24 protein-coding genes and 1 pseudogene are annotated in these 23,778 nt (G+C 66.5%); 14 read left to right on the forward strand and 11 right to left on the reverse strand.

What is annotated here, in order from left to right:
* Positions 1-6 precede the first annotated feature (6 nt).
* The gene (locus Y900_RS08585) at positions 7-1,344 is read left to right on the forward strand and encodes a sensor histidine kinase (RefSeq protein WP_036341237.1); all 1,338 of its coding nucleotides are present in this window, start codon (positions 7-9) and stop codon (positions 1,342-1,344) included.
* Here the strand turns inward: Y900_RS08585 and Y900_RS08590 are convergent.
* The gene (locus tag Y900_RS08590; protein ID WP_036341239.1) at positions 1,341-2,135 is read right to left on the reverse strand and encodes an SDR family NAD(P)-dependent oxidoreductase; all 795 of its coding nucleotides are present in this window, start codon (positions 2,133-2,135) and stop codon (positions 1,341-1,343) included. The two genes, Y900_RS08585 and Y900_RS08590, sit on opposite strands and share 4 nt — an antisense overlap.
* Before the next feature lie 153 nt (positions 2,136-2,288).
* Here Y900_RS08590 and Y900_RS08595 point away from each other — a divergent pair, with 153 nt between their 5' ends.
* Genes Y900_RS08595 through speB (Y900_RS08610) form a run of 4 tightly spaced genes read left to right on the forward strand, consistent with a single transcriptional unit; the run spans position 2,289 to position 6,511 of the window.
* A complete protein-coding gene (locus tag Y900_RS08595; protein WP_036341241.1) occupies positions 2,289-3,851 on the forward strand; it encodes an ABC transporter substrate-binding protein in 1,563 nt (520 codons plus the stop codon).
* Positions 3,848-4,450, forward strand: coding sequence for a TetR/AcrR family transcriptional regulator (locus Y900_RS08600; RefSeq protein WP_036341243.1), 603 nt, complete (start codon positions 3,848-3,850; stop codon positions 4,448-4,450). The genes Y900_RS08595 and Y900_RS08600 overlap by 4 nt, the downstream gene beginning before the upstream one ends.
* A gap of 16 nt (positions 4,451-4,466) precedes the next feature.
* The gene (gene speB / locus Y900_RS08605; RefSeq protein ID WP_036341246.1) at positions 4,467-5,561 is read left to right on the forward strand and encodes an agmatinase; all 1,095 of its coding nucleotides are present in this window, start codon (positions 4,467-4,469) and stop codon (positions 5,559-5,561) included.
* The gene (speB, locus tag Y900_RS08610) at positions 5,561-6,511 is read left to right on the forward strand and encodes an agmatinase (protein ID WP_036341248.1); all 951 of its coding nucleotides are present in this window, start codon (positions 5,561-5,563) and stop codon (positions 6,509-6,511) included. The genes speB (Y900_RS08605) and speB (Y900_RS08610) overlap by 1 nt, the downstream gene beginning before the upstream one ends.
* 3 nt (positions 6,512-6,514) lie before the next feature.
* Here speB (Y900_RS08610) and Y900_RS08615 read toward each other — a convergent pair whose 3' ends face one another.
* Positions 6,515-7,261 carry a class II aldolase/adducin family protein gene (locus Y900_RS08615; protein WP_237752531.1) on the reverse strand — a complete coding sequence of 249 codons (747 nt, stop codon included), beginning with the start codon at positions 7,259-7,261 and terminating at the stop codon, positions 6,515-6,517.
* A 79-nt stretch (positions 7,262-7,340) separates the two neighbouring features.
* Between Y900_RS08615 and Y900_RS08620 the strand changes: the two genes are divergently transcribed.
* Positions 7,341-8,312: a D-2-hydroxyacid dehydrogenase gene (locus Y900_RS08620; protein ID WP_157838242.1), complete on the forward strand. Its 972-nt coding sequence runs from the start codon at positions 7,341-7,343 to the stop codon at positions 8,310-8,312.
* Between the two features lie 16 nt (positions 8,313-8,328).
* Here the strand turns inward: Y900_RS08620 and Y900_RS08625 are convergent, their stop codons facing one another.
* The 3 genes from Y900_RS08625 to Y900_RS08635 are packed head-to-tail and all read right to left on the reverse strand — an operon-like array spanning position 8,329 to position 11,660.
* Positions 8,329-9,105, reverse strand: a complete 777-nt coding sequence (locus Y900_RS08625) for a hypothetical protein (RefSeq protein ID WP_051659967.1) — start codon at positions 9,103-9,105, stop codon at positions 8,329-8,331.
* A 3-nt stretch (positions 9,106-9,108) separates the two neighbouring features.
* Positions 9,109-10,707, reverse strand: a complete 1,599-nt coding sequence (locus Y900_RS08630; RefSeq protein WP_036341255.1) for an APC family permease — start codon at positions 10,705-10,707, stop codon at positions 9,109-9,111.
* 5 nt (positions 10,708-10,712) lie between these two features.
* Positions 10,713-11,660, reverse strand: coding sequence for a metallophosphoesterase family protein (locus Y900_RS08635; RefSeq protein ID WP_131536124.1), 948 nt, complete (start codon positions 11,658-11,660; stop codon positions 10,713-10,715).
* A gap of 204 nt (positions 11,661-11,864) precedes the next feature.
* On the opposite strand from Y900_RS08635, the gene Y900_RS08640 reads away from it, so the two are divergent.
* From Y900_RS08640 to Y900_RS33695, 5 genes are read left to right on the forward strand one after another with little or no spacing between them, the layout of a single operon-like run.
* The gene (locus tag Y900_RS08640; protein WP_237752532.1) at positions 11,865-12,698 is read left to right on the forward strand and encodes a creatininase; all 834 of its coding nucleotides are present in this window, start codon (positions 11,865-11,867) and stop codon (positions 12,696-12,698) included.
* Between the two features lies 1 nt (position 12,699).
* Entirely contained in the window at positions 12,700-13,410 is a 711-nt protein-coding gene (locus tag Y900_RS08645) for an SDR family NAD(P)-dependent oxidoreductase (RefSeq protein WP_036341257.1), read from the forward strand.
* Positions 13,407-14,126: an SDR family NAD(P)-dependent oxidoreductase gene (locus Y900_RS08650; protein ID WP_036341260.1), complete on the forward strand. Its 720-nt coding sequence runs from the start codon at positions 13,407-13,409 to the stop codon at positions 14,124-14,126. The genes Y900_RS08645 and Y900_RS08650 overlap by 4 nt, the downstream gene beginning before the upstream one ends.
* Positions 14,127-14,177: 51 nt before the next feature.
* On the forward strand, positions 14,178-14,897 hold the full coding sequence (locus Y900_RS08655) for a TetR/AcrR family transcriptional regulator (protein WP_051659969.1): 720 nt from the start codon (positions 14,178-14,180) through the stop codon (positions 14,895-14,897).
* Positions 14,894-15,448, forward strand: coding sequence for a Rieske 2Fe-2S domain-containing protein (locus Y900_RS33695; RefSeq protein WP_081845040.1), 555 nt, complete (start codon positions 14,894-14,896; stop codon positions 15,446-15,448). The genes Y900_RS08655 and Y900_RS33695 overlap by 4 nt, the downstream gene beginning before the upstream one ends.
* On the opposite strand, the gene Y900_RS08665 is transcribed toward Y900_RS33695, so the two are convergent.
* The 4 genes from Y900_RS08665 to Y900_RS08680 are packed head-to-tail and all read right to left on the reverse strand — an operon-like array spanning position 15,445 to position 18,431.
* Positions 15,445-15,807, reverse strand: a complete 363-nt coding sequence (locus Y900_RS08665) for an FKBP-type peptidyl-prolyl cis-trans isomerase (protein ID WP_036341264.1) — start codon at positions 15,805-15,807, stop codon at positions 15,445-15,447. The two genes, Y900_RS33695 and Y900_RS08665, sit on opposite strands and share 4 nt — an antisense overlap.
* Positions 15,808-15,825: 18 nt before the next feature.
* Complete coding sequence (locus Y900_RS08670; protein ID WP_036341267.1) at positions 15,826-16,611, reverse strand: GntR family transcriptional regulator; 786 nt, start codon at positions 16,609-16,611, stop codon at positions 15,826-15,828.
* A gap of 4 nt (positions 16,612-16,615) precedes the next feature.
* Complete coding sequence (gene fabG / locus Y900_RS08675) at positions 16,616-17,392, reverse strand: 3-oxoacyl-ACP reductase FabG (protein ID WP_036341270.1); 777 nt, start codon at positions 17,390-17,392, stop codon at positions 16,616-16,618.
* A gap of 25 nt (positions 17,393-17,417) precedes the next feature.
* Positions 17,418-18,431 carry a phosphotransferase enzyme family protein gene (locus tag Y900_RS08680; protein WP_036341273.1) on the reverse strand — a complete coding sequence of 338 codons (1,014 nt, stop codon included), beginning with the start codon at positions 18,429-18,431 and terminating at the stop codon, positions 17,418-17,420.
* A 281-nt stretch (positions 18,432-18,712) separates the two neighbouring features.
* On the opposite strand from Y900_RS08680, the gene Y900_RS08685 reads away from it, so the two are divergent.
* Genes Y900_RS08685 through Y900_RS08695 form a run of 3 tightly spaced genes read left to right on the forward strand, consistent with a single transcriptional unit; the run spans position 18,713 to position 21,932 of the window.
* Complete coding sequence (locus Y900_RS08685; protein ID WP_036341274.1) at positions 18,713-20,287, forward strand: APC family permease; 1,575 nt, start codon at positions 18,713-18,715, stop codon at positions 20,285-20,287.
* A 37-nt stretch (positions 20,288-20,324) separates the two neighbouring features.
* On the forward strand, positions 20,325-21,656 hold the full coding sequence (locus Y900_RS08690) for an aspartate aminotransferase family protein (RefSeq protein WP_036341275.1): 1,332 nt from the start codon (positions 20,325-20,327) through the stop codon (positions 21,654-21,656).
* 27 nt (positions 21,657-21,683) lie between these two features.
* The gene (locus tag Y900_RS08695; protein WP_036341276.1) at positions 21,684-21,932 is read left to right on the forward strand and encodes a DUF2630 family protein; all 249 of its coding nucleotides are present in this window, start codon (positions 21,684-21,686) and stop codon (positions 21,930-21,932) included.
* Here the strand turns inward: Y900_RS08695 and Y900_RS08700 are convergent.
* Complete coding sequence (locus Y900_RS08700) at positions 21,925-22,341, reverse strand: MarR family winged helix-turn-helix transcriptional regulator (RefSeq protein WP_036341278.1); 417 nt, start codon at positions 22,339-22,341, stop codon at positions 21,925-21,927. The genes Y900_RS08695 and Y900_RS08700 overlap by 8 nt on opposite strands.
* A pseudogene (locus Y900_RS08705) lies at positions 22,331-23,759 on the reverse strand (MFS transporter). Before Y900_RS08705 ends, Y900_RS08700 begins: the two are co-directional and overlap by 11 nt.
* Between the last annotated feature and the right edge of the window lie 19 nt (positions 23,760-23,778).

The following is a 23,778-nucleotide window of genomic DNA, read 5'->3' on the forward strand; positions in this document are numbered from 1 at the left end:
CGGCTCGTGACGCTGCCGCGCATCTTCCGCCGCACGCCATCGCTTCGCACCCGGGTCGCGTTCGCGACGGCGATCGGTGCGGCGATCGTCGTCACGATCGTCGGCGCCATCGTCTGGGTCGGGATCACCAACGACCGCCTGGAGCGACTCGACCGACGACTCGACGAGGCGGCGGGCTTCGCCGTCCCATTCGTGCCCCGCGGTCTCGATCAGATCCCGCCGTCACCCAATGACCAGGACGTGGTGATCACCGTCCGTCGCGGCGATCAGGTCCGGTCCAACTCCGATGTCGTGCTGCCGCGGCTGAACTCCGACTACGGCACCGCCGATGTCGACGGGGTGCGCTACCGGGTGCGCACGGTCGAACTCTCCTACCCGGAGGCCACCAGCCTGGAGGTGGGCGCCACCTTCGACGACACCATCGCCGACACCAACAATCTGCACCGCCGGGTGCTGATCATCTGTGTGTTCGCCGTCTGCGCCGCAGCGCTGCTGGGCTGGGCACTGGCCACCTTCGCGGTGCGGCCGCTGCGGCGCCTCGCCGCTCAGACCCGGGAGATCCAGGCCGGCGACAAGGCACCCGACGTCGAGATCGGCGGAGCCACCGAGGCGGTGGAGATCGGCGAGGCGATCAAGGGTCTGCTGGAACGGATCTGGACCGAACAGGACCGGACGCAGGCGGCGCTCGCCTCGGCGCGGGACTTCGCCGCGGTGTCAGCCCACGAGCTGCGGACACCCCTGACCGCGATGCGCACCAACCTCGAGGTGCTGGCCACCCTGGACATGACCGACGAACAGCGCAAGGAAGTGCTCAGCGATGTCGTGCGTACCCAGACCCGGATCGAGGCGACCCTCGGTGCGCTGGAACGCCTTGCCCAGGGCGAACTTTCGACCGAAGCCGACCAGGTCCCGGTCGACATCACCGAGCTGCTCGACCGCGCCGCACACGACGCCATGCGGGTGTACCCCGACCTCGAGGTGACGCTGGTGCCGTCACCGACCTGCATCATCATCGGCCTGCCCGCCGGCCTCCGCCTGGCGGTGGACAATGCGATCGCCAACGCGGTCAAACACGGTGGCGCGACGCGGGTGCAACTCTCGGCGGTCAGCTCACGCGATGGTGTGGACATCGCGATAGACGACAACGGTTCCGGCGTCCCGGAGTCTGAGCGCACGGCGGTGTTCGAACGCTTCGCCCGTGGGTCGACAGCGTCACACTCCGGGTCCGGACTCGGCCTGGCGTTGGTCGCACAGCAAGCCGAAATCCATGGCGGCACAGCCGTGTTGGATGACAGTCCGCTCGGCGGCGCGCGACTGATGCTGCGGTTGCCCGCACCCTCCTAGGCGGCCGGGGTGGCCCCGCAGATCGCGTTGCCGCCGTCGATGATCAGGGTGGTGCCGGTGACATAGGACGCCCCGGGGGTGGCCAGGAAGGCGACGCCGGCCGCCACCTCGTCGGCGGTGGCCGAGCGTCCGATCGGGGTGGCGTTCCCGGCGGCGACCTCCGAGGGCAGCTGGGCGGCCGTCGCGATCCACCCGGGCAGCACGAGGTTGGCGGTGATGCCGTTCTTAGCGTAGTCGACACTCATCGACCGTGTCATCCCCAGCATCGCGGCTTTCGCGGTGTGATATCCGACGTCGCCGGTGTAGGCGGTCAGCACGCCGGCCGTCGAACCGACATGGACCACCCGGCCGTAGCCGCGTTCGACCATTCCGGGCAAGGCCGCCCGGGTGACGAAGAACGCGCTGTCGAGATTGCGCCGCAAGGCAAGTGACCATTCCTCGTCGGTCATCACCATCAGCGAATTCGGCTCCTCGGGGCTGTTCACCGAGGCCAGACCGGCGTTGTTCACCAGGATGTCGAGCTTGCCGAACGCAAGCTGGGTGGCCTCGACCAAACCGTCCGCCGCGTCGCGGTCGAACAGGTCGGCGATGTGAGCCTGCGCCCGGATACCCTCCGCGGCGAGTTCCTCGGCTCGCTGATGCACCCGACCCGTGGTGCCGGTCACCATCACCGCCGCACCCAGTTGACCCAGCAGCCGCGCCGAGGCGAAGCCGATACCGAGCTCACTGCTCGACCCGGTGACCAGAGCCACCTGACCGCTCAGGTCAAACGCGCTTGGCGTAGCGGGCATTGCGCTTGCTCCCTTCGTAGTCCAGTTGTACGACGCCGAGACTAGGGCGTCGTCGCACACGTTTCTAGGTCGAACGTCCAAAACTTGGACGTTCGTACAAGGTGGTAACCGTCATGTCACACAGTCGAAATCAGCCGACCTGAGACTTGCCCGATGAAACTCACGTCGGGAATCGCACCGCTGGCGCTCGTCGCGCTGCTGTTCGCCGGAACGGCATGCTCGGGAAAGACCAACAGCACCAACAACACTGCCGCTGAGGCGTCGACGGTGCGCACTCCGCTGATGTCGGACCCGCCGCCGCTGGACCCCGACACGTTCTACCAGCCCGAGGGCCTGCTGATCATGACCTCGACCTACCAGGGACTACTCCAGTACGCGCCCGGCACGACGAAGATCGCACCCTTGCTGGCCACCAAGTGGGCCGTCACCCCGGACGGACTGACCTACACCTTCACCCTGCGTGACGGCGTCAAGTTCGCCGACGGCACCCCGTTCGACTCCGCGGCAGCCAAGGCCAGCTTCCAGCGGCGGATCGACATGAACGCCGGCCCGGCCTATATGCTCGCCGACGTCAAGGACATGCAGACGCCGGACCCGCACACCTTCGTGGTCACCCTCACCAAACCCGTTGCGCCCTTTCTGGATTACCTCGCATCCCCGTACGGCCCGCTGATGACCAGCCCGACCGCCGTTGCGCAGCATGCCACCGGCAACGACCACGCCTCGGCGTGGCTGGCCTCGCACACCGCGGGGACCGGTCCCTACGAGCTGACCGACGCCGTGCAGGCCAGCCACTACACGATGAGTGCGAACAAGAACTACTGGGGCCCGGCGCCGGAGATCACCTCGGTGCAGATGCCGGTGGTGACCGCCTCCGCGGTACAGCGTCTACAGCTCGGCAACGGCGAGCTCGACATGATCCTGCACGGGTTGTCCAAGGGCGACTACGAGGCACTGGCAGCTGGGCCCGACACCGAGGTACTGCAGCAGAATGCGCTGATCAAGACCATGGTCATGGTGAATCCGGCGTCGACGGTCTTCGCCTCGAAGGACGCCCGAGCGGCATTGTCTGCCGCACTCGACCAGAATGCCTTGACCACAAAGGTTTTCGGTGCGCAAGGGTCGCCGTCCACGCAGTTCTATCCGACCGGGATGATGCCGGACGGGGCGGTACCCGACACGCACGTCTATGACCCGTCGAAGCTGGCCGCACTCGGCAAGAATGGCGGTGACGTCTCGATCGGCTATCCGTCCGGCGACAGCAGCCTGCAGGACCTGGCCAACCAGACCCAGGTGATCCTGCAGACCGCGGGCTTCAAGGCCACAGTCCGCGACTTCCCGTCGGCACAGCTGTTCGCTCTGCCGCAAAACCCGGACCAGCGCCCTGACCTGTTCGCGGAGTCGTGGAATCCGGATGCCGCACACCCCGATACCTTCTCGAGGATCTACCAATACACCAACGCACCGGTCAACATCCTGGGCTGCACGGTGCCCGAGGCCGACAAGCTCCTCGACGCCGGGAGCGCCGAACCGGACCCGGCCAAATCGCAGGCGCTCTACGTCGACGCGGGCAAGGCCTACCGCGACTCGTTCTGCTGGATCAACCTGACCGACCTGCACAACACGGTGGCCGCCCGCAAGGGCTACTCCGGGTGGCAGAGCCAGCCTGCCTGGATGTGGGACACCGACTTCTCCACCCTCAAGCACCAGGGATGACGGCTGGCACGACCGCTCGCGGTGCAGCACGTCGAACCGAAATCATCGACGCTGCAATCGAAGTGATGGCGCAGGTCGGTCTGGCGGGGCTCTCGATGCGCCTGGTGGCCAACCAGGCTCAGATCCCGCTGGGCGCGCTGAGCTACTACTTCGACGACAAGTCCGATCTGATCGCGCAGGCGTTCGCGCAGTTGTCGGACCGCGAGATCGACCGGGTCGTCGCCACCGCGGAGCGGCTCGAGCCGTCGATGCCGGCCGAGCAGCTCGCCGACCTGGTCGCCGACATGATCATCGACGGGTTCAGCTCGCCACCCGGGGCGATCGTCACCCGCTACGAGCTGGTCACCGAAGCCAGCCGCGACGAACGCCTGCGCCCGATGTTCGAAGCCTGGTACGCGGCAATGATTCCCGCGCTCAGCAGGCTTTTCCGCGGCATCGGATCGGGCCAGCCTGAACTCGACTCGCGCACCGTGATGGCGGTGATGGCCGGCCTGGAGATCGACAACCTCTACCGCCCGCTGGGCCCGGTGGACAAGCGCAGAATCCGGGCCACCCTGCGCCACGTATTCACAGCAGTGATCGCATTACACCAGACCTGAACGAAAGGCAGCACGTATGGCAGGCGTCCTGTTCGGTCCGGACATCACCTTTCTCGGTGTCCCCCGATGCGACCTCACCGACGAATCCAGTTATGCCGACGCCGATGTCGTCATCCTCGGCGCCCCGCTGGACGGCGGCACCAACTACCGATCCGGCGCCCGGTTCGGACCGTCTGCGTTGCGTCAGGCGTGCTACCTGCCGCAGGACGGCTCCCGGCCCAGCCTCGCACTGCGGGTCGACGGCCTGAAGGATCTGCGCGTCTACGACGCCGGCGACGTGATGCTCTACAGCGGCGACATCGAGCAGGCCGTGAAGATGATCGAGGAGGACGTCTACAAAATCACCGCTGCAGGCGCCATCCCGATCGTCCTTGGCGGTGACCACACCATAGCCTGGCCGGACCACACCGGGGTCGCCCGCCATTACGGGTTCGGCAAGGTCTCGATGATCCATTTCGACGCCCACGCCGACACCGGCGACATTCACAACGGGTCCCTCGTCGGCCACGGCACCCCGATGCGCAGGCTCATCGAATCCGGCGCGCTGCGGGGAGATCGGTTCCTGCAGCTCGGGTTACGCGGGTACTGGCCCGACGAGCCCGTACTGCAGTGGATGGCTGCGAACGGCCTGCGATCCTACGAGATGACCGAGATCGTCGCCCGGGGTCTGGAGTCGTGTCTGACGGAGGCGTTCGAGATCGCCACCAGCGACTGCGACGGTGTGTTCATCTCCGTCGACATCGACGTGTGCGATCCCGGCCATGCCCCCGGCACCGGAACACCCGAGCCTGGCGGCTTTACGGCCCGCGAGCTGCTCGACGCCGTGCGGCGCATCTGCTACGAGTTGCCCGTCGTCGGGGTGGACGTGGTCGAGGTGGCGCCGCCCTACGACCACGCCGACATCACCGCATTGCTCGGCAATCGCGTTGTCCTGGAGGTCATCTCCGCGATCGCCCGCCGCCGCAAGGACAGGGCGAGCGGCACCACCTGGGATCCGATGCAACCGTTGCTCGCCGGACGCGAGGCGGACGAACAGCTCCGGCTGATCACCGAGGGCGAGCAAGCGCGCCGCCGCGGTGACGGCGGGGCCCGACCACACCACCACCACTGATGTCCGAGACACCCGTCGGCGCCACGCCGTCGACCCAGGTCCCCCGCTACGCGGGCAAGGGCACCTTCGCGCGGATCGCCGACATCCACGAGGTGCCCGATTACGACATCGCGGTGGTGGGTCTGCCGTTCGACGGCGGCACCTCCTACCGCCCGGGGGCGCGGTTCGGCCCGATGGCGGTGCGCCAGGCGGCACGTACTCTGCGTCCCGGCTATCACGTCGAATTCGGTGTTGCCCCGTTGGACGAGGTGCAGATCGTCGACGCCGGAGACGTGACCATCACACCGTTCGACATCTCGGAAGCCTGCACGCAGATCGAGAACGGTATGCGCGACATCATCGGCCAGCGGGAGCGCAGGTTCGTCGCGATCGGCGGTGACCACACCGTCGCACTGCCGAACCTTCGCGCACTGCACGCCGTCCACGGGCCACTGGCACTCGTGCATTTCGACGCCCACCTCGACACCTGGGACACCTATTTCAAAGCGCCGGTCACCCACGGCACCCCGTTCCGCCGGGCGTTCGAGGAGGGCCTGCTCATCGAGGACCACTCGATCCACGTCGGCATCCGCGGCCCGATCTATGACCGGATGGACCTCGAGGACGACGCCCGGATGGGATTCCGGATCATCCGGGCCGGCGACCTCGACGTGATGGGCGTCGAGACTGCCGTCGACGTCGTCGCCCGGCGGGTCGACGACCTGCCGGTGTACCTGTCGATCGACATCGATGTCCTCGATCCCGCGTTCGCGCCCGGCACCGGCACTCCCGAATCCGGCGGGCTGACCTCCAGGGAGCTCCTGCGAATGCTGCGCCGCCTCAACGGGATCGACGTCGTCGGCGCGGATGTCGTGGAAGTCGCGCCCGCCTATGACCACGCCGAGATCACGTCGATAGCCGCCGCGACGGTGGTCTTCGATCTGCTGAGTCTGATTGTGGCGAACCGCTGAGTGTCAGATCGAGTCGGGGACGTAAGTCCTTTGCGCCCATTGGAATACCTGCCACGCGGCGACCTCGTCGAACATGTCGTGCACCCGCCGGGCGGGCTCGGCTCCGATCGGCTTGGCGTCGCGCGCCTTCACCTGCACCTCCGCGCTGCGCTCCATCATCAGGAAGTATCCGACGGCCGCGTCGACACTGCCGCCGACGGTCAGCAGGCCGTGGTTGCGCAGGATCGCGGCCCTGGCTCCGCCGATGGCGGTCGCGATGCGCTTGCCGCCGTCGGTCGAGGAGATGTTGACTTCTTCGTCGTCGAAGATCTCCTGATCGCCGAAGAAGGCGCAGGCCTCCTGTGATATCGGCGCCAGCGGGGTGACCATCGCCGAAAACGGTGTGCCGTAAGGGGTGTGGCAGTGCGCGGCGGCAACGACGTCGGGGCGGGCCTCGTGCAGCGGGGCGTGGATGTAATAGGCGGCCACATTGATCTGTCCGCCGTCGACCGTCCCGTCGGCGTGCACCAGCACCAGATCGTCGGGGGTCATGAACCGGAACGGCACCCCGTAGCGGCCGAGCCAGAAAGACTCGGGCTGCTCCGGGTCGCGAGCCGAGATGTGCCCGTCGCCCAGCGAACCCCAGCCCATGGCGCCGAACACCCGGTACGCCAGCGCCAGCCGCCGCTTGCGGTGCTCTCGCAGTTCGACCGGATCGGTGATCACCGGTTCGCCGGTGTACGGGTCGAGAAAATTGCTCGGGTCAGTCACGATGGTCCTATTCCAATATGCTTTCCAATACGATATCGAAATTGTTCTCCCGCGTCGTGGTGAGCCGAACGGAGCTGCGTTGTCTAGTCACTCCCGGGTACTGGTACTCGCCGAACCCGACCCCGAGCTGCCTCCCCCGCCGCTAGCGCTGATACCGGCCGGGGTCGAGGTCGTGGAGGTGCACGGGACACCCACCGGTGACCAGCTCGCCGGGGCCGAGGTGCTGTACGTGTGGGACCACCGCTTCGCTGACCTGGCGGCGGTGTTGCGTCGCGCTGACCGGTTGCGCTGGGTGCACGCCGCGTCGGTCGGGGTCAACCGGCTGATCTGTCCTGAACTCGCCGAGCGCGGCATCACACTCACCAACTCGCGCGGCGTCTTCGACGTCTCGATCGCCGAGTGGGTGCTCGCGGCAACACTCAGCTTCATCAAAGGGTTTCCGCGCACTCTCGCACTGCAGCGCGAACACACCTGGCAGTACCGCACCACGGGCCGGCTGGCCGGCAAGCGGGCCGCCGTCGTCGGCACCGGTTCGATCGGTCGAGCCATCGCCGACCGTCTGAGCAGGCTCGATGTTCAGGTGACGCTGGTCGGCCGAACCGCGGGTGCGGACCAGACCTTCGGCGCCGTGCGCGGATCGGACGACCTGCTCTCGGTGGCGACCGACGTCGACATGCTGGTCGCGGCGGTGCCGCTGACCGCGGCGACGACCGGGCTGATCGACGCGGAGGTGCTCGCCGCGCTGGGGCCGGCCGGCTTCGTGGTCAACATCGGCCGGGGACCCACGGTGGTCGAGAGCGAGCTCATCGAGGCGCTGCAGACAGGCACCGTCGCCGGCGCCGCGCTCGACGTGTTCGAGGTCGAGCCGCTGCCCGCGGACTCGCCGCTGTGGTCGATGCCAAACGTTCTGGTGTCTCCGCACATGTCCGGCGATTACGTGGGTTTCGAGGTCGACATGATGGGCGTGTTCGTCGACAACCTCAGGCGCTGGCTGCGCGGCGACCAGCTGCACAACATCGTCGACCCGGACTTCGGGTACGTGCGGGGCTGACCGCTACTGTTGTCGGTCAGCTCACCTCTTCGACGGTCTCATACCACCGCTTTCGGGTGCCTATCTTGGCTCGTAGCCGCCACCGGCGCGACTTGGGCGCGCCCGCCAGATGCTCTTTTAGCTCGCCGATTCGAGCGCGCACCCGGTCGGCCACCTCCTGCACGAGATCGGGCCGGCCGACCCAATCATGCAGCCTGGACAGATTCAGATCGGCCGAATACCAAAAGCCCCAGTCGTCGCACAACACTGTGACGATGCGCTCGAGCCCGATGTCGCCGTCGACGTCGGTACCGAACCGGTGCTCCCCCAGCAGGACGGTCAGGTCGACGAGGTCGTTGACCGTCAGCTCGTGGATCTGCAGCTTCGACAACAGAAGATCGGCGAGCGTCACACACGGCACTGCGAGCTCGAGGCGGTCGAGGAAGCCGATCGAATGAGCCATCACCAGGGCGTCCATGAAGATGTCGATCTTGATGCCGGTGTCTGGATGGGCGAAGATCTGCCGCTTGATGCCCCACTCCCGGAGTCCGCGCGCCGCCGGATCCGCTTCATAACCCTCGCCTTGGAGGAAGGCGTCGATGCGTCGGTGATCGCGGTCGCGGGCCCAGAAGTCGATGTCGTAGAACGGCCGTCGGCCCAGTTCCTGCATCAGCCGGTTGTGTGCCGAGCAGTGTAGGTGCACGGCGACCGAGCCGGTGATCCGGAGCAGCAACTCCTGCGCCGCCGCGGCCTCGACGAGGCGGGTGGCCTCGCCCGGTATCCGCTCCGATCGCGCCCGGGTGGCGATGTCCATGTGCTACTCCACCGGGATCTCGCTGAAGCGGCCTTCGAGGTCGGCGCCCTTGCGGGTCTGGTAGGCCCGGAAGGCCAGGTACCAACTGAGTCCGAACACTGTGACGACGACGGTCATGATCAGGGACAGATGGTTGTTGGCGCCGTAGGCGGCGTCGACCAGCAGGCGGTAGAACACGAAAGCCACGCAGGCAAAGGCGATTACGCCGATCACCGAGATGACCGGAACCTGACCCCAGCGATAGGCGATCGGGGAGGACTCGAACTCCCGCTTGCGCCGGAACGGGAAGACGATCGCCGCCAGGCAGACACCCATGAACGGGACGCACTGGCCCAGGAACCCGCCGAGCACCAGCACCGAGTCGGTGAAGGAGTACAGGCACAGCCACACAAAGGCAATGGCGGCCGACAGCGCGAGTGCGAACGTGGGCGTGTGGAACTTCACCGATACCGACGAGAACCACTTGGGCGCCATCCCGTCCAGCGACCAGGCCAGCATGCTGCGCGTGGAGACGATCAGCGAGCTGGCACCGACGAAGAACAGCAGGGACAGTACCCACAGGCTGTTGATCACTGTGAGGACGGGACTGCCACCGGCAATACCGGTGTAGAGGTTGACATACGGTGCGGCGTCGAGCGGGAATTTGTCCGGTGGCACTTCGGTCGAGGCCAGCATGAAGGCGCTCCCGAAGGCAGCGCGGTACAGAAACATCAGCAGCATCATTGCCAGGCCCATCGTGACGACGGCCAGGGTCATGCCGCGAAGCTGGCTGCGCTGGCCATCCTTCACCTCACCGCTGAAGCTCACCGACAAGACCGCGAACCACAACGAGAACGCCGGCCAGGCCGCGAAGAAGGTGGTCTGCGCGAAGCTGAACGGGTGTGACGTGTCGCCGGCCGCGGCGACGACGTTGTCGTAGGCGCCCTGGCCCGCGACCGCGTCGAAGTTCTGGTGGAAGTTCAGCACGCCCGTCGCGGCCAGGGCCAGCGTGACGAACGTGACAAGCAGGCTCACCGCCGTGACGTAGCTGGCCCACCGCTGGAAGCGGAAATACATTGCGGCGCCACGGTATTGGACGATCGAGAACACGCCGATCACCAGCAAGCCGCCGACGAACAACCCCCACTTGCCCGCGAACCAATTGCCTGCAGCGATCAGTGTGGCGTTGTGTTCCTGAACGCCAAGCGAACTCAGCATCGGCGCGATCCCGAACTTCGACAGGAAGGCGCCGTTGACTCCGGTGTAGAAGAGCTGCCAGAAGATTAGCGAGATGCTCAAGACCATCCCCACCACCGGATGCAGGATCCGCGACATGAACACGTAGTCCCCGCCGGAGCGGGGATACACCATGCTCAGCAGGGCGTAACAGCCGGCGATGAACAGCCCGGCCACCGTCGCAAACAGGGTCGCTAATTCCATCGACGCGCCGGGGTAGAACTGCCAGGCGGCGACGATGAAAATGATGTAACCCAAGGCGATCTGCTGCCATCCGTAGAACATGACATCGTCGGTTCGCACTTGGCGGACCAGCCCGGAGCTGGCCCGGGTGAAGATGCCTGGGGCGCTGGGCACCCCGGCGTTGGCATTGCGTATAACGGTCATACCGATCAACCCCTAACCAGGCTGGTGTTCACGACGCCCCGTCGTTCCTCGAGATCGATGAGCAGGCCGCCCAGGACCCCTTCGCTGTACTCGCTGCCTGGGTTGCCGATTGGTACCCCGGCGAGGTCGCGCACCCCCCTCGACTCGTGAATGTGGCCGTGCAGGCCGAGGAGCGGCTTGTAGGTGGTGATCGCGTCGCGGGTCGCGGTGCTGCCGACCGGAACCATGTGCGGTCCGCTGGCCGTCACGACGGCGCGCAGGTCCTCGTCGAGTTCGGGGGCGTAGTCCAGTCCCGAACCATGCGGCGGGACATGCAGATTCATGATCGTTTTGCCCGGATCTTCGACTTTGGCCATGACCTCGTCGATGCGGCGGCCGAGCTGGTCCTCGGTGATGTCACGCGGGCATGCCCACGGTCCGATGTTGCCGTAGCCCATGCCCATCAGCTGGTAGCCGCCGGCGAGCTCCAGGACGGTGCCGTTGGGATCCTCAATCAGGCTCGAGGCCCGCAGCATATCGTCGACCTCGAAGTAGTCGTCGTTGCCGCCGCTGACCAGCACCCGCACGCCCGCGCCCGCGAGCCGGTCCTCGGCCATGTCGATCCAGCGCTCGACGCGTTGCAGAATCAGGGTCCGGAACAGTTCGTCGGTCTTGTCCTGGTCGCCGGCGTAGGTCTCGTACTCGTCCGGGGTGGTGACGAACGCGTACTCGCCGGCGTCGGCGATCATGGCCAGCAATCCGTCCAACTGTGCCCCGGCGCCGACCTTGCGCTCGATCCCCGCGAATCGCGCCTTGAACTTGTCCTTTTTGTACTCGATCACCGGCACGATGAATTTCCCGGTGATGTCGCCGCCGATCATGATCGTGTCGCACTCGTAGTGCTTCGGGGTGGCGAGAAACTTCTTCCAGCAGCGTTCGCTGCCGTGGATGTCACTGCAAAAATACATGCGCACGGGGGCGCCTCCAAGGGGCAAAAGGGGCGGGGAACCGACCAGAAGTGAACGTATGGGTCCCATGTTTCCAAGGCGATAATTGCCCGTGTCGATATAGTATCGAAATCGCCGCGAGTCGCTGATTGTGTTATCACTAAAGCATCTTTTGACGTAAACAGATAATGTATCGATTTGGTGCCTTGCGCACCGCGGCGAAGGTGAGTGATGACGGACGACATGATGAGCCCCACCCTCGGGGCCGGCACAGCCGAATACGAGTGGATGACCTGGCCGGAGATCGCCGCGGCCGCCGCCGCCGATGCACCGGTGGTGGTCGCCGTGGGTGCGACCGAGCAGCACGGCCCCCACCTCCCCGTGAACGCCGATTGGGTAGTGCCTCAAGCCCTTCTGCGACTCGCGGCGGCCAAGCGCCCGTTCGTCGTGGGACCACCTCTGCGGCTGGGCTACCGGTCACGCCCGGCAAGCGGCGGCGGCCAGCAGTTCCCCGGAACGCTGTCACTGCGGGCCACCACATTCATCGCGATGCTCGAAGACGTTCTCGAAGAGCTCATCCGCACCGGTTTCCGGCGGATCATGTTGTACAGCTGGCATTTCGAGAATGCGAACTTCGTCTACGAGCCGGCGTACCTGGTGTCGGGGCGCTTCCCCGGCGTGAAGATCGTCGTCGTCGAGAACGGGATGCCCGACTTCCGAGCCGCCGACCTGGACGTGTTGTTCCCAGACGGATTTCCCGGCCTGGCGCTCGAGCATGCCGCGGTCATCGAGACCTCGCTGTTCGAATACCTGCGGCCCGCCACGGTGCGCATGGACCGCATCGTCGATGACGCGCCGGCCCGCAACGTCCCATGGGACGTGCTTCCGATCGACCCGTCGATGTCGACCGCCTCCGGAATCCTGGCATCCGCGACCCAGGCCACCGCCATCAAAGGGAAGCTGTTGGCCGAGCGGATCGTCGACCACATCGTGTCCATCCTCGACACGGAGTTCGAACCCGTCGAACGGGTTTCGATGTCACTGACCGCCGATCAGGTGAGTTGACGTGGCGGGCACAGCCTTGGTCACCGGCGGCGCAAGCGGGATGGGCAGGGCCACGGCCTACCTGCTCGCCGCTCGCGGTTACCAGGTCGCGATCGATCACCTCGACCGCGAGGCCGACGCCAAGCAGGTCGCCGCTGACATCGGCGGGATCGCTTACGAAGCCGACGTCGCCGATATCGACGCGGTGGAAGCCCTCGTCGCCGCCGTCGAGTCGGATCTGGGCCCGATCGACATTGCGGTGGCATGCGCGGGATTCGACGTCGACGTGGCCCTGGAAGAAGTCACCGAAGAACTTTGGCATCGCAGCCTGGCGGTGATCCTGGGCGGGTGCGCCAACGTCATCGCGACAGTGGGACCTCGAATGCGTGCGCGCCGGAGCGGCTCGATAGTCGGCATCTCCTCGGAGCTGGCATTGCTCGGCGACGAGCACCACGTGCCGTACGTGACGGCAAAGGCGGCCATGATCGGATTGGTCCGCTCGGTCGCCCGCGAATACGGCCCGGATCAGGTGCGGGTCAACATCGTCTGCCCGGGCCCCACCGACACCGACATGCTTACCGAGCGATGGCGCGGCGAGGACTACCGGCACAGCATTGCCCTGGACCGGTTCGGTACACCTGATGAACTCGCCCGTGTGATCGTCGATGTGGCCGAGTGGACCTGGCTGACCGGCCAGGTCATCTCCCCGAACGGCGGGGTGGTGATCCAGTGAGCGAACCGACAGCACTGGTGACCGGCGCCGCCGGCGGGATCGGCCGGGCCATTGTGTCCGCACTGGCCGGGGCCGGTTGGACCGTCGCGGCCACCGATCGGCCCGAGGCCGACGAGATCCCTGGCGCGGCAATGTCGGTTCCGGCTGACCTACGCGGCAGAGCCTCGTGCCGGACCGTCGTGGATAACGTCGTCGACCATTTTGGGCGGCTGGACCTGCTGGTCAATAATGCCGCGACGATGACGGTGGTCGAACCCACGGTGGCGACGATGTCGATGTGGTGGCGCGATATCGACGTGAATCTGACGACTCCGCTGTGGTTGACCCAAGCCGCCGCACCGGCTTTACGCGAAGCCGGCGGACAAGTCGTGAACATCTGCAGCATCTCCGGGCTGCGCGGTGAGCCCGGCTTCAGCGCGTATGCGGCCAGTAAGGCCGGACTGCTGGGAATGACCCGCTCACTTGCTCGCGAGCTGGCGCCCGCGGTGCGGGTCAACGCGGTCGCCCCGGGACCCACCGAAACCGACCAGCTCAGCCGCGACGCCGAGTTCCGCGGCGTGAGTCTGCAACAGCTGCACCGGGAGTACAGTGCCGAGATGCCCCTCGGACGGCTGGTGCAGCCAGCCGAAGTGGCCGACGTGGTGCGGTTTCTCGCCGAGGCTGGTTCGTTCACCGGCGAGTGCGTGCAGATCAACGGCGGGATGCTGATGTCGTGAGACGATCTCGTCATAGCAGCAACGGCGCTGAACCAACGAGGGACGGGCGTCATGTCGACGGCACAGCACGGCACTGAGCGGACGACCGCCGCGGATGGTCAATTCGACCGTCGCGGCGACATTCTCGTCGTCGCCGCCCGGTTGTTCGCCGAACGGGGTTATCTCAACACCACGATGACCGAGATCGCCCGCACCTGCGGACTCGGTCAGTCGTCGTTGTACTACTGGTTCCGCCAGAAGGAGGACATCCTGCTCGGCCTGCTCGCGCTGAACCGGGTATCACTCGAGTTCGCCGAACAGATGGTGACCGACCCGGGCTCGCCGGCGGTGCGGTTGCTGCGCCTGCTACGACTGGACATTGGCGAATTGTGCTCGGCCGCCATCGACATCTGCGAGGTCGAGGTGCTAGCCGAACAACAGCCCGAGGTATTCGCCGAGTTCTGGGCAGACACCGCGGCGCTCCACCAGCACATGGCCACGCTCATTAGTGATGGCATCGCATGCGGCGAATTCATCGACTGTGACCCGGAATTCGCCGCACTCAATATCTGCGCCGCCGAAGAGGGTGTACAGCGCCGCTACCGCAACTCGACTGCGCACGCACCCGGCGGCAGCAGCCCGTTCCGGCACCCGAACTACTCGCGCGAACACGTCGCCAGTGAGCTGGCAGCGATGCTGGTGCGCGGGCTGCTTCGGGACCCCTCGACGTTGCCCGCCGTCATCGCCGAAGCCGGTGACGACGTTGCGGTGACTCCCACGCAGGCGGGATGACGCCGAAACCGGCCGGCCGGCTCAGCGACGGCTGGCACCCGGTAGCGCGTAGCACTGATCTCGATAGACCCTGTCCTGCAATACTTTCAGGGCAGCAGCTGGTGGTGTTCCGCATCACCGGTGGTGAAGTATGTGTGCTGCCTGACCGATGTCTGCACCGCGGTGGCTCCCTGCGCCGTGGCGCCGTCGTGGGTGACGCGATCGAGTGCCCGTACCACGGCTGGCGTTGGCGCGGGACCGACGGCCGATGCGTCGCCTCTCCCGGAGTCTCCACACGCACGACAGGGACGCTCGCTGCGAAACCCGCGGTGGACCGGTATGGCCTGATCTGGACATCCCTTGGCGAAACTCCCGCCGAGGTACCCGACCTCCCCGGGCTCGGCCAGGGACGGTCCTACGCGACGTACGAACCGGTCGACATACACTGCGAAGCCAGACCGGTCGTCACCACTACGCGAACAGACCGCGGCAGACTGATCCAGTTCTATAGCCCGGTGCGCCAAGGGGTTTGGCGCGTCTTTTCGGTGACCGTCACCGAGCAGGTGGGCTAGCGGGTGGCCAGCAGGTCGATGACGAAAATGAGCGTCTTGCCGGACAATTGGTGCCCGCCGCCGGCCGGGCCGTAGGCCTGCTCGGGTGGGATCGTCAGCTGACGTCGGCCGCCCACCTTCATGCCGGGGATGCCGTCCTGCCAGCCCTGGATCAGCCCGCGCAACGGGAAGGAGATGGACTCCCCGCGGTTCCACGAACTGTCGAACTCGGCGCCGGTGTCGTATTCGACGCCCACATAGTGAACATCGACGACGGCACCGGCCTTGGCCTCATCGCCGTCGCCGACCACCAGGTCCTTGATGACCAGTTCGGTGGGCGCCGGCCCGTCGGGGAATTCGATCTGGGGTTTGCTCGTCACCGCTCACACAGTAGTCGCTCACGCGCCGCTGACCGAGCGTTCTACCCGCCCGTCCGTACCGCGACGCTCCCGCGCGGTGACCGTCGACGTCGTGGCCGTCAACCGCACCCGGTCGGCGCGGAACAGGTCATAGGCGTACTCGAACGGCCGGTCTGCGGCGTCACGAGTGATCCTGGTGATCGCCACCAGCGGTCGCCGGTGCGCGATGCCCAGCCAATCGGCTTCGCGCGGGCTGGCGCTGACCACCTCGATGGTCTCGCTGGACGTCGCGGGCACCAGGCCGTAGCGAACGGCGAACAACTCGTAGAGCGAGCCACCGAGTGGCTGCTCCAGCAGATCGATGACGTGCTCGGCGACAAAGCACGAGAAGTCCACCGACAGCGGCACCCCGTCGGCGAAGCGGAGCCGCCGGATCGCGAAAACGTCTTCGCCGGAGTCGATTTCCAGTGCGGCGGCCTCGGCGGGTGTGGGCGGCCTGCGGTCGGTGGCCAGCACCCGGGTCGCACTGGTGTGGCCGCCGCTGCGCAACCGCGCGGGCAGGCCCGCCAGCTCGGCGGCGTTGCGTTCCACGACATCGGCCCGCACGAACGTGCCGCCGTTGCGCCCGGTCCGCCGCTCCAACACACCGGCACGGCTCAACGGCAACAGCGCACTGCGCAGAGTGGAACGCGATACTTCGAAGCGGTCGGCCATCTCGCGTTCGGTGCCCAGCCGGGAGCCGGGCCGCAGGGCGCCCTGAGCGAGCATCGACAGGATGCGCCGTCGCACATCCTCCGCGATCGGGCCGCCCTCCGACTCCTCCATCGGACTAGCTGTTCAGCGCATCCGGCGACTCGGGCAGAACCTGACCGCCGTCCACGGCGATCGCCTGACCGGTGATGTAGCCGGCCTCCACGGTGGCCAGGAATGCGGCCAGGTGGCCGATGTCCTCCGGCTTGCCCAAGGCTCCCGCCGGGATCGCCTTGGTCATCCCGGCGATGTAGTCCTCGCCCATGTCCGCCAGTCCCTCGGTGAAGATGTTGCCCGGCAGCACGGCATTGACGGTGATCCCGTGCGGCGCCAATTCGATTGCGGCGGTGCGCATGAAGCCCAGCTGGGCAGCCTTCGACGCCCCGTAGTGCGACCATCCCGGGAAGCCGGTGATCGGACCGGTGATCGACGAGGTCAGAATCACCCGACCGCGCCCGGAGGCGATCAGGGCGTCCAGGCAGGCCTGCACGGTGAACACATTGCCCTTGACATTGACGTCGAGCACCTCGGCCAGTTGGGCCGGTGTCATCGTGGCCAACGGTGCCTCGGGAAAGATCCCTGCATTGGCGCAGACGACGTCGATGCCGCCGAACGCGTCGATGACCGAGGCGGCCAGTTCCGCACATGCCACCGGATCGGTGACATCGGTCTGGATTCCCAACACCTTTCCGCTGCCGAGCGCGTCCAGCTCCGCCACCGCCGAGTCCAGTTCGGTGGTCGAACGCGCGGCGATCGCGACATCGGCGCCCGCCGTGGCGAAGACCGAGGCGATGCCGCGCCCGATGCCCTTGCTGCCACCGGTGACCACCACGGACGTCGACTGCAGATCAAACACGCGTATCTCCTTGCCTAGAAAGGGTTCAAACCCGGGATCCGAAGATCGCATCCTGCAACCAGGAGCGGTCCTCCAGATACCGTTGCGCCAGCCGGGCGGTGTTGGGGGCGAAGTCGTCGCCGAGCTCTGCCGCCGCATCGGCGTCGGCGTGCGAGGCGATCCATGCCGTCAGGTTTATCCGGCGCAGCATCACGAACGACGGGACGAGCGCCAAGTGGTCGGCAGGCAGCGAGCCGGCTTCGGAGTAGCCCGTGAGCCACTCCGCGATGATGCGCTCGCCGGCCGGCGTGTCCTCGATGAACGACACCGCGGCGCCCAGATCGGCCAGATACCACGACCACCCGCAGTCGTCGAAGTCGATCACGGTGATGCCTGCACCCGCGTCGGTCGGATCGACCATCAGATTGGCCAACCGCAGATCGGCGTGGACCAATCCGAATCTGTCCGGCCCCGAACCGAAATGGGTGAGCTTTGCGGCGATGTCATCGGCGGCGCGCTGGATCACGGCCCGGTCGTCGTCGGTCAGGCCGGGCGCCAGCCGCCAATTACCCCACCGGGCGTCCGGACCGAGGATGGTGTCGAGGTCCCAGCGGAACCGGGTGAACGCGTGTGGGAACGTCCAGTTCCTGGCGTGCTCGTGCATGACGGCGGTGAGCCTGCCGAGTTGGTCGAAGCCGACGGCCTCGGGATCGTCCTCCGCGGTGCAGCCCGCGACGAAGGTCACGGCGTCGACGTGCAAGACATCGCCGTCGACCTCGGCGGCCACGACATCGGTTCCGTCGCGGGCGGCGATCAGCTCCGGCGTGAGCACCGACGTCTCCCGGCGCAGGGCCTTCATCCACGCCAGCTCAGAGCGGATCGCCTCCAGCGAGTGATAGCCCGGTCGGTGCACCCGCAGGACGATCGGATCGTCGTCCTCGACCAGGTATGTGGCGTTCTCGGACAGGCTGAGCAGCCGCAATGGCGTGTCGCCTGCACGACCGTAAGCGGGCAGTGCTGCACGCGCGAAGAACTCATGAGTCGGCGGCAGTCCCGGCATGGGCACCAGTGTGGACCATAACGGGGCGGCGAGCAGACCAAATCCGCATATTTAACGTCCTTGTTTCGTAGCAGGGTTTTGGGAAACACACAGGAAACATCACTTGCGTAAAGCCCGTAAGTTCCTGTTGACCAGGGGATCTGGCGGGGGTAACAATGTCGTCGTCGCACCACAAAGCCGTGCCGACATCGTCATCGCCCCCCGGCCTCAGTTCCAACCGGGGAATACCAGACCAAATAAATGGCACGACCCCAGTCACAGTCGAGATGGGAATCCACACAATGAGCGACACCATCGATCCGCCGGCCCCGGCCGGCAACGAAGTCAAATCCGAGACCGTCCAACGGCTCAAGCCCAACGCGGTCGGTCTGATCGGCGTCCTGTTCATGGCCGTCGCGACCGCCGCGCCGATCACCGCCATGGTGGGCAACGTGCCGATCGCGGTCGGATTCGGCAACGGCGCCTACGCCCCGGCCGGCTACTTCGTCGCCACGATTGTGCTGACGTTGTTCGCGATCGGTTATGCGGCGATGAGCAAGCACATCACCGCGACCGGCGCCTTCTACGGGTACATCTCGCACGGGTTGGGCCGGATCGTCGGGCTGGGCGCCGGCTTCCTGACCGCCATGGCCTACATGGTGTTCGAAGCGTCGCTGATCGGCATCTTCGCCTTCTTCGGCAACGACACGTTCAATTCACTGTTCCATGTGAACATCTCGTGGATCGTGTTCGCCATCGGCATGCTGGTGGTCAATCTGGTCCTGACCTACTTCGACATCAACGTCGCCGCCAGGGTGCTCGGGGTCTTCCTGATCACCGAGATCGTCATGCTGTCGTTGATGGCGCTCTCGGTGCTGTTCACCGGCGGCGGCCCGCAGGGCTGGTCGTGGGGATCGCTCAACCCGCTCAACGCATTTGCGAACCTGTCCGGCTCGGTGGCCGGAGCCGACGGCAGCATGCTCACGGTGGCAGGCTCGGCAGGCATCGGCCTGTTCTTCGCGTTCTGGTCCTGGGTCGGCTTCGAGTCCAGTGCGATGTACGGCGAGGAGTCCAAGAACCCGAAGAAGATCATCCCGATCGCGGTGATCAGCTCGGTGGTCGGCATCGGCGTGTTCTACGTCATCATCTCCTGGTTGGCGATCGTGGGCACCGGTCCGCAGAATGCCATTGCGCTGGCACAGGATTCGGCGACCGCGGGTGACATCTTCTTCGGTCCGGTCGGTGCGCACCTGGGCACCTGGGCCGTCGACCTGTTCAAGATCCTGTTGATGACCGGTTCCTTCGCCTGCGGCATGGCGTTCCACAACTGCGCCGCCCGCTACATCTACGCGCTCGGACGCGAGAACGTCATCCCGGGCATGCGCAAGACGATCGGCGCCACCCACCCGACGCACGGATCGCCGCACATCGCCGGGCTGGTCCAGACCATCTTCGCGACGGTCGTCGTGCTGTTCTTCGCACTCACCGGCCGTGATCCCTACACCGGTCTGTACGGGTTGATGGCTCTGCTCGGCACCACCGCGATCATGATCGTCCAGGCGCTGGCCGCGTTCGCGGTGATCGCCTACTTCCACGTCGGCAAGAACCATCCGGAGACGGCCAACTGGTTCCGGACCTTCCTGGCTCCGCTGCTCGGCGGTCTGGGCATGCTCTACGTGATCTACCTGCTGGCCAAGAACGCGTCGTTCGCGGCAGGCACCGCGTCCAGCGACTGGGTCTTCGAGATCATCCCCTACGTGGTGGGTGTCGTCGGCATCGGTGGCATCGTGCTGGCGGTGGTACTGAAATACACGTCGCCGCAGCGCTATTCGGAGCTCGGCCGGACGGTGCTCGAAGAGGCGCACGAACGCCAGTGAGTGCAGTCACGGGCCGCGACAACGAGGACGTAGCGATATGAGCTTCTCCAACATCATGGATTCCAACAGCTACTCGGCGGATCACCCGGTCGATCCCGCCACCGAATCGTTGATCGCGGCCCGTGACCGCATCCTGGGCCCGGCCTACCGGCTGTTCTACCAACGCCCGGTGCACCTGGTCCGCGGCGAGGGCACCCGGCTCTACGACGCCGACGGCGCCTGTTACCTGGACGCCTACAACAACGTCGCCAGTGTCGGCCACTGCCACCCGCATGTGGTGGAGGCGGTCACCCGCCAGCTGTCCACCCTCAACACCCATACGCGCTATCTGCACGGCGGCATCGTCGACTACAGCCGGCGCCTGCTGGACACTCTGCGGTCCGAGGGGCCCGACCAGCTCGACCAGGTGATGTACGCCTGCACCGGCTCCGAGGTCAACGACCTGGCGCTGCGCGTGGCCGAGATGTACACCGGCGCGAAGGGTGTCATCGTGACCACCGATGCCTATCACGGCAACACCGCCGCGGTGACCGCGATCTCGCCGTCCATCGGTGGCGCCTCGGTACTCGGTGAGCACGTCCGCACGATCCCACCGCCGGACAGCTACCGCATACCCGCAGACGAACTCGCGGGCCGATTCACCGCCGACGTCGTCACCGCGATCGACAAGCTGGTCGCCAGCGGCGCCGGCTTCTCCGCCCTGATCGTCGACACCATCTTCTCCTCGGACGGCATCTACCCCGACCCCTCGGTGCTGGCGCCCGCGGTGGACGCGGTGCACCGCGCCGGCGGCGTGTTCATCGCCGACGAGGTGCAGCCCGGCTTCGGCCGTACCGGCGACGCGATGTGGGGCTTCCTGCGCCACGGTGTCGCGCCGGACCTCGTCACAATGGGCAAGCCGATGGGCAACGGCATGCCGATCGCGGCGATGGCGGCCCGCTCGGAGATTCTCGATACCTTCGCCCGCGAGATCCCGTACTTCAACACCTTCGGCGGCAATCCGGTGACGGTGGCCGCCGCGGCGGCAGTCCTCGACGTCATCGAGGACGAGAAGCTGATGCGCAACGCCGCCGAAGTCGGTTCGCAACTGCGAGACGAGATCACGCGACTTGGCGCTGACCATCCACGCATCGGCGACGTCCGCGGCACCGGCCTGTACGTCGGCGTCGAGATGATCGACGAGACCGGCGCACCCGACCGGGCCGGCGCCCGGGCATTGGTCAACGCCATGCGCGAGCGGCGGGTGCTGATCTCGGTGTGTGGGCGCGACGGGAACGTGCTGAAGATCCGTCCGCCGATGGTGTTCTCGAGCACCGATGTGGACTGGTTCTGCACCGAGTTCGCCGGCGCCGTCGCTTCGTCGTTCTGAATCGCTTTCGTCGGGCACACTGGAACAGTGGCTGAAGACAACGAAACCCTTTCCCGCATCCACGACCTGGTCGCCCAAGAGCGCGAACTGCGTGAGCGGGTAGTTCACGGACAGATCGACCCCTCGGAGGAGCACACCCGGCTGCAGGCCATCGAAACCGAGCTCGACCAGTGCTGGGACCTGCTTCGGCAGCGTCGTGCGCTGCGCGAGACGGGCGGCGATCCGAGCGCGGCAAGCGTGCGGCCCGCCGACGAAGTCGAGGGCTACCTCAGCTGAGCACCCGGGACAGGATCGTTCGCAACGCCTGAAGATCCTGTTCGTCGAGAGAGGCCAAGACCTCCGGCGCGGGGTCGTCGGTGTCGTCGAGGACGGCGATGACGTCGCGGCCCGCGTCGGTCAGCGACACCAGCTTGCAGCGCCGATTTTCCGGATGCGGTTGGCGGACCACCAGTCCGCGTGCCTCCAGATCGTTCACCGCGACAGTGGCGGCCGGCGCGTCGATGGTGGCCGCCTCGGCCACCTGCTTGACCGTCATCGGCTGCGACGCGAGCCGGCGCAGAATTCGAATCCTGCTGAACGGCAATCCCGTTCGATCGACAACCGCGCGACGCCAACCGTCCTTGTTGTCCAGCACCAGGCTCGACATCGACCGCCACACCTGGTCGGCGAGCGGATTACCCGACATGAGCAGGCTCGCTTCGGGTGTCCTCGATCAGCGGCGCCAGCCGCTGCGCCGACAGCCTGGCCCGAGCCGAGGTGGACACGATCGCGAGCACCACGATCACAACGCCGAGACCCAGATTCATCCACCACAGCGGCCTCGCCGCGGCGGTGAAGTCCACACCCGCGACCGCCAGCGCCGAGCCGGCGACCGAACCGCACAGTGCCACACCGATACTCACGCCGACCTGCCTGCTGGTGGAGGTCACCGCGGAAGCTGCACCGGCCCGGTCGCGCGGCATCCCGCTGACTGCGGCATTGGTGATCGGCGCGTTGACCATGCCGAACCCGATGCCGTACACCGTGAAGATCACCAGCAGTTCCCACACCGGCGTCGTGGCGGTGAGGAAGGTCAGCATCACCGACGCCGCGGCCATCAGGACACCGGAGACCAGCAGCGACGGCCGGGCGCCGAAGCGACCCACCAGCCGGCCCGACAGCGGCGAGAAGAACAGGGCGCCGATCGCGATCGGTAGATAGATCAGGCCGGTGTGGGCGGCCGAGTAGCCACGCTCGCCCTGCAGATACAGCGACATCATGAACAGGAAGGCCCCCCAGGCGGCGAAGGCGCACACGGCGATGACCGTAGCCGACGCGAACGGCACGCTGCGGAAGAACCGCAGATCGATGAAGGGGTCGTGGCGGCGGGATTCGTATCTCAGGAAGGCCAGCAGGGCCACGGCCGCGCCGGCGGCGATCGCGATGATGCGCGGGTTGGACCACCCGATCCCCGGCCCTTCGATCAGGACGAAGACGATGCCGAACAGGGCGAGCACGGCGAGCAGCTGACCTACCGGATCGATATCGCGCATGGTGGCCGACTTGCTCTCGGGCACGAAGATCGCGGTGAGGATGATGGCCGCCGCGCAGATGGGCAGGTTGATCCAGAACACCGCGCCAGCTGATCGCCTGGATCAGGAAGCCGCCGACGATCGGGCCAAGCGCCATCGAGATCCCGACCACGGCGCCCCACAGCCCCAGCGCTCGGGCGCGCTCCACCCGTCCGACGAAGACCTGCGAAATGATGGACAGCGCAACGGGATTCATCATCGAGCCGCCGATTCCCTGGATCAGCCTGGCGCCAATCAGGGTATCGATGTCGGGAGCCAGGCTGCACAGCAGCGAGCCCACCGCGAAGGTGGCCAAGCCGATCTGGAAGATACGGCGGCGCCCGAAGCGGTCGCCGGTGGCGCCGGAGAGCATCAGCAGCGAGGCCAGCACCAGCGTGTAGATGTCGATCACCCACTGCATCTGCGACGCGGTGGCGTGCAGGTCGGTGCGGATCGCCGGGATCGCGACGTTGACGATCGTCGAGTCCATCGACACGATCAGCAGGCTCAGGCAGCAGGACGCCAGGATGATCGTCTTGCGCCGTGCGCTCAGCTCGCCAACAGTTGTAATC

This window comes from Mycolicibacterium aromaticivorans JS19b1 = JCM 16368, assembly GCF_000559085.1.
Lineage (GTDB): Bacteria > Actinomycetota > Actinomycetes > Mycobacteriales > Mycobacteriaceae > Mycobacterium > Mycobacterium aromaticivorans.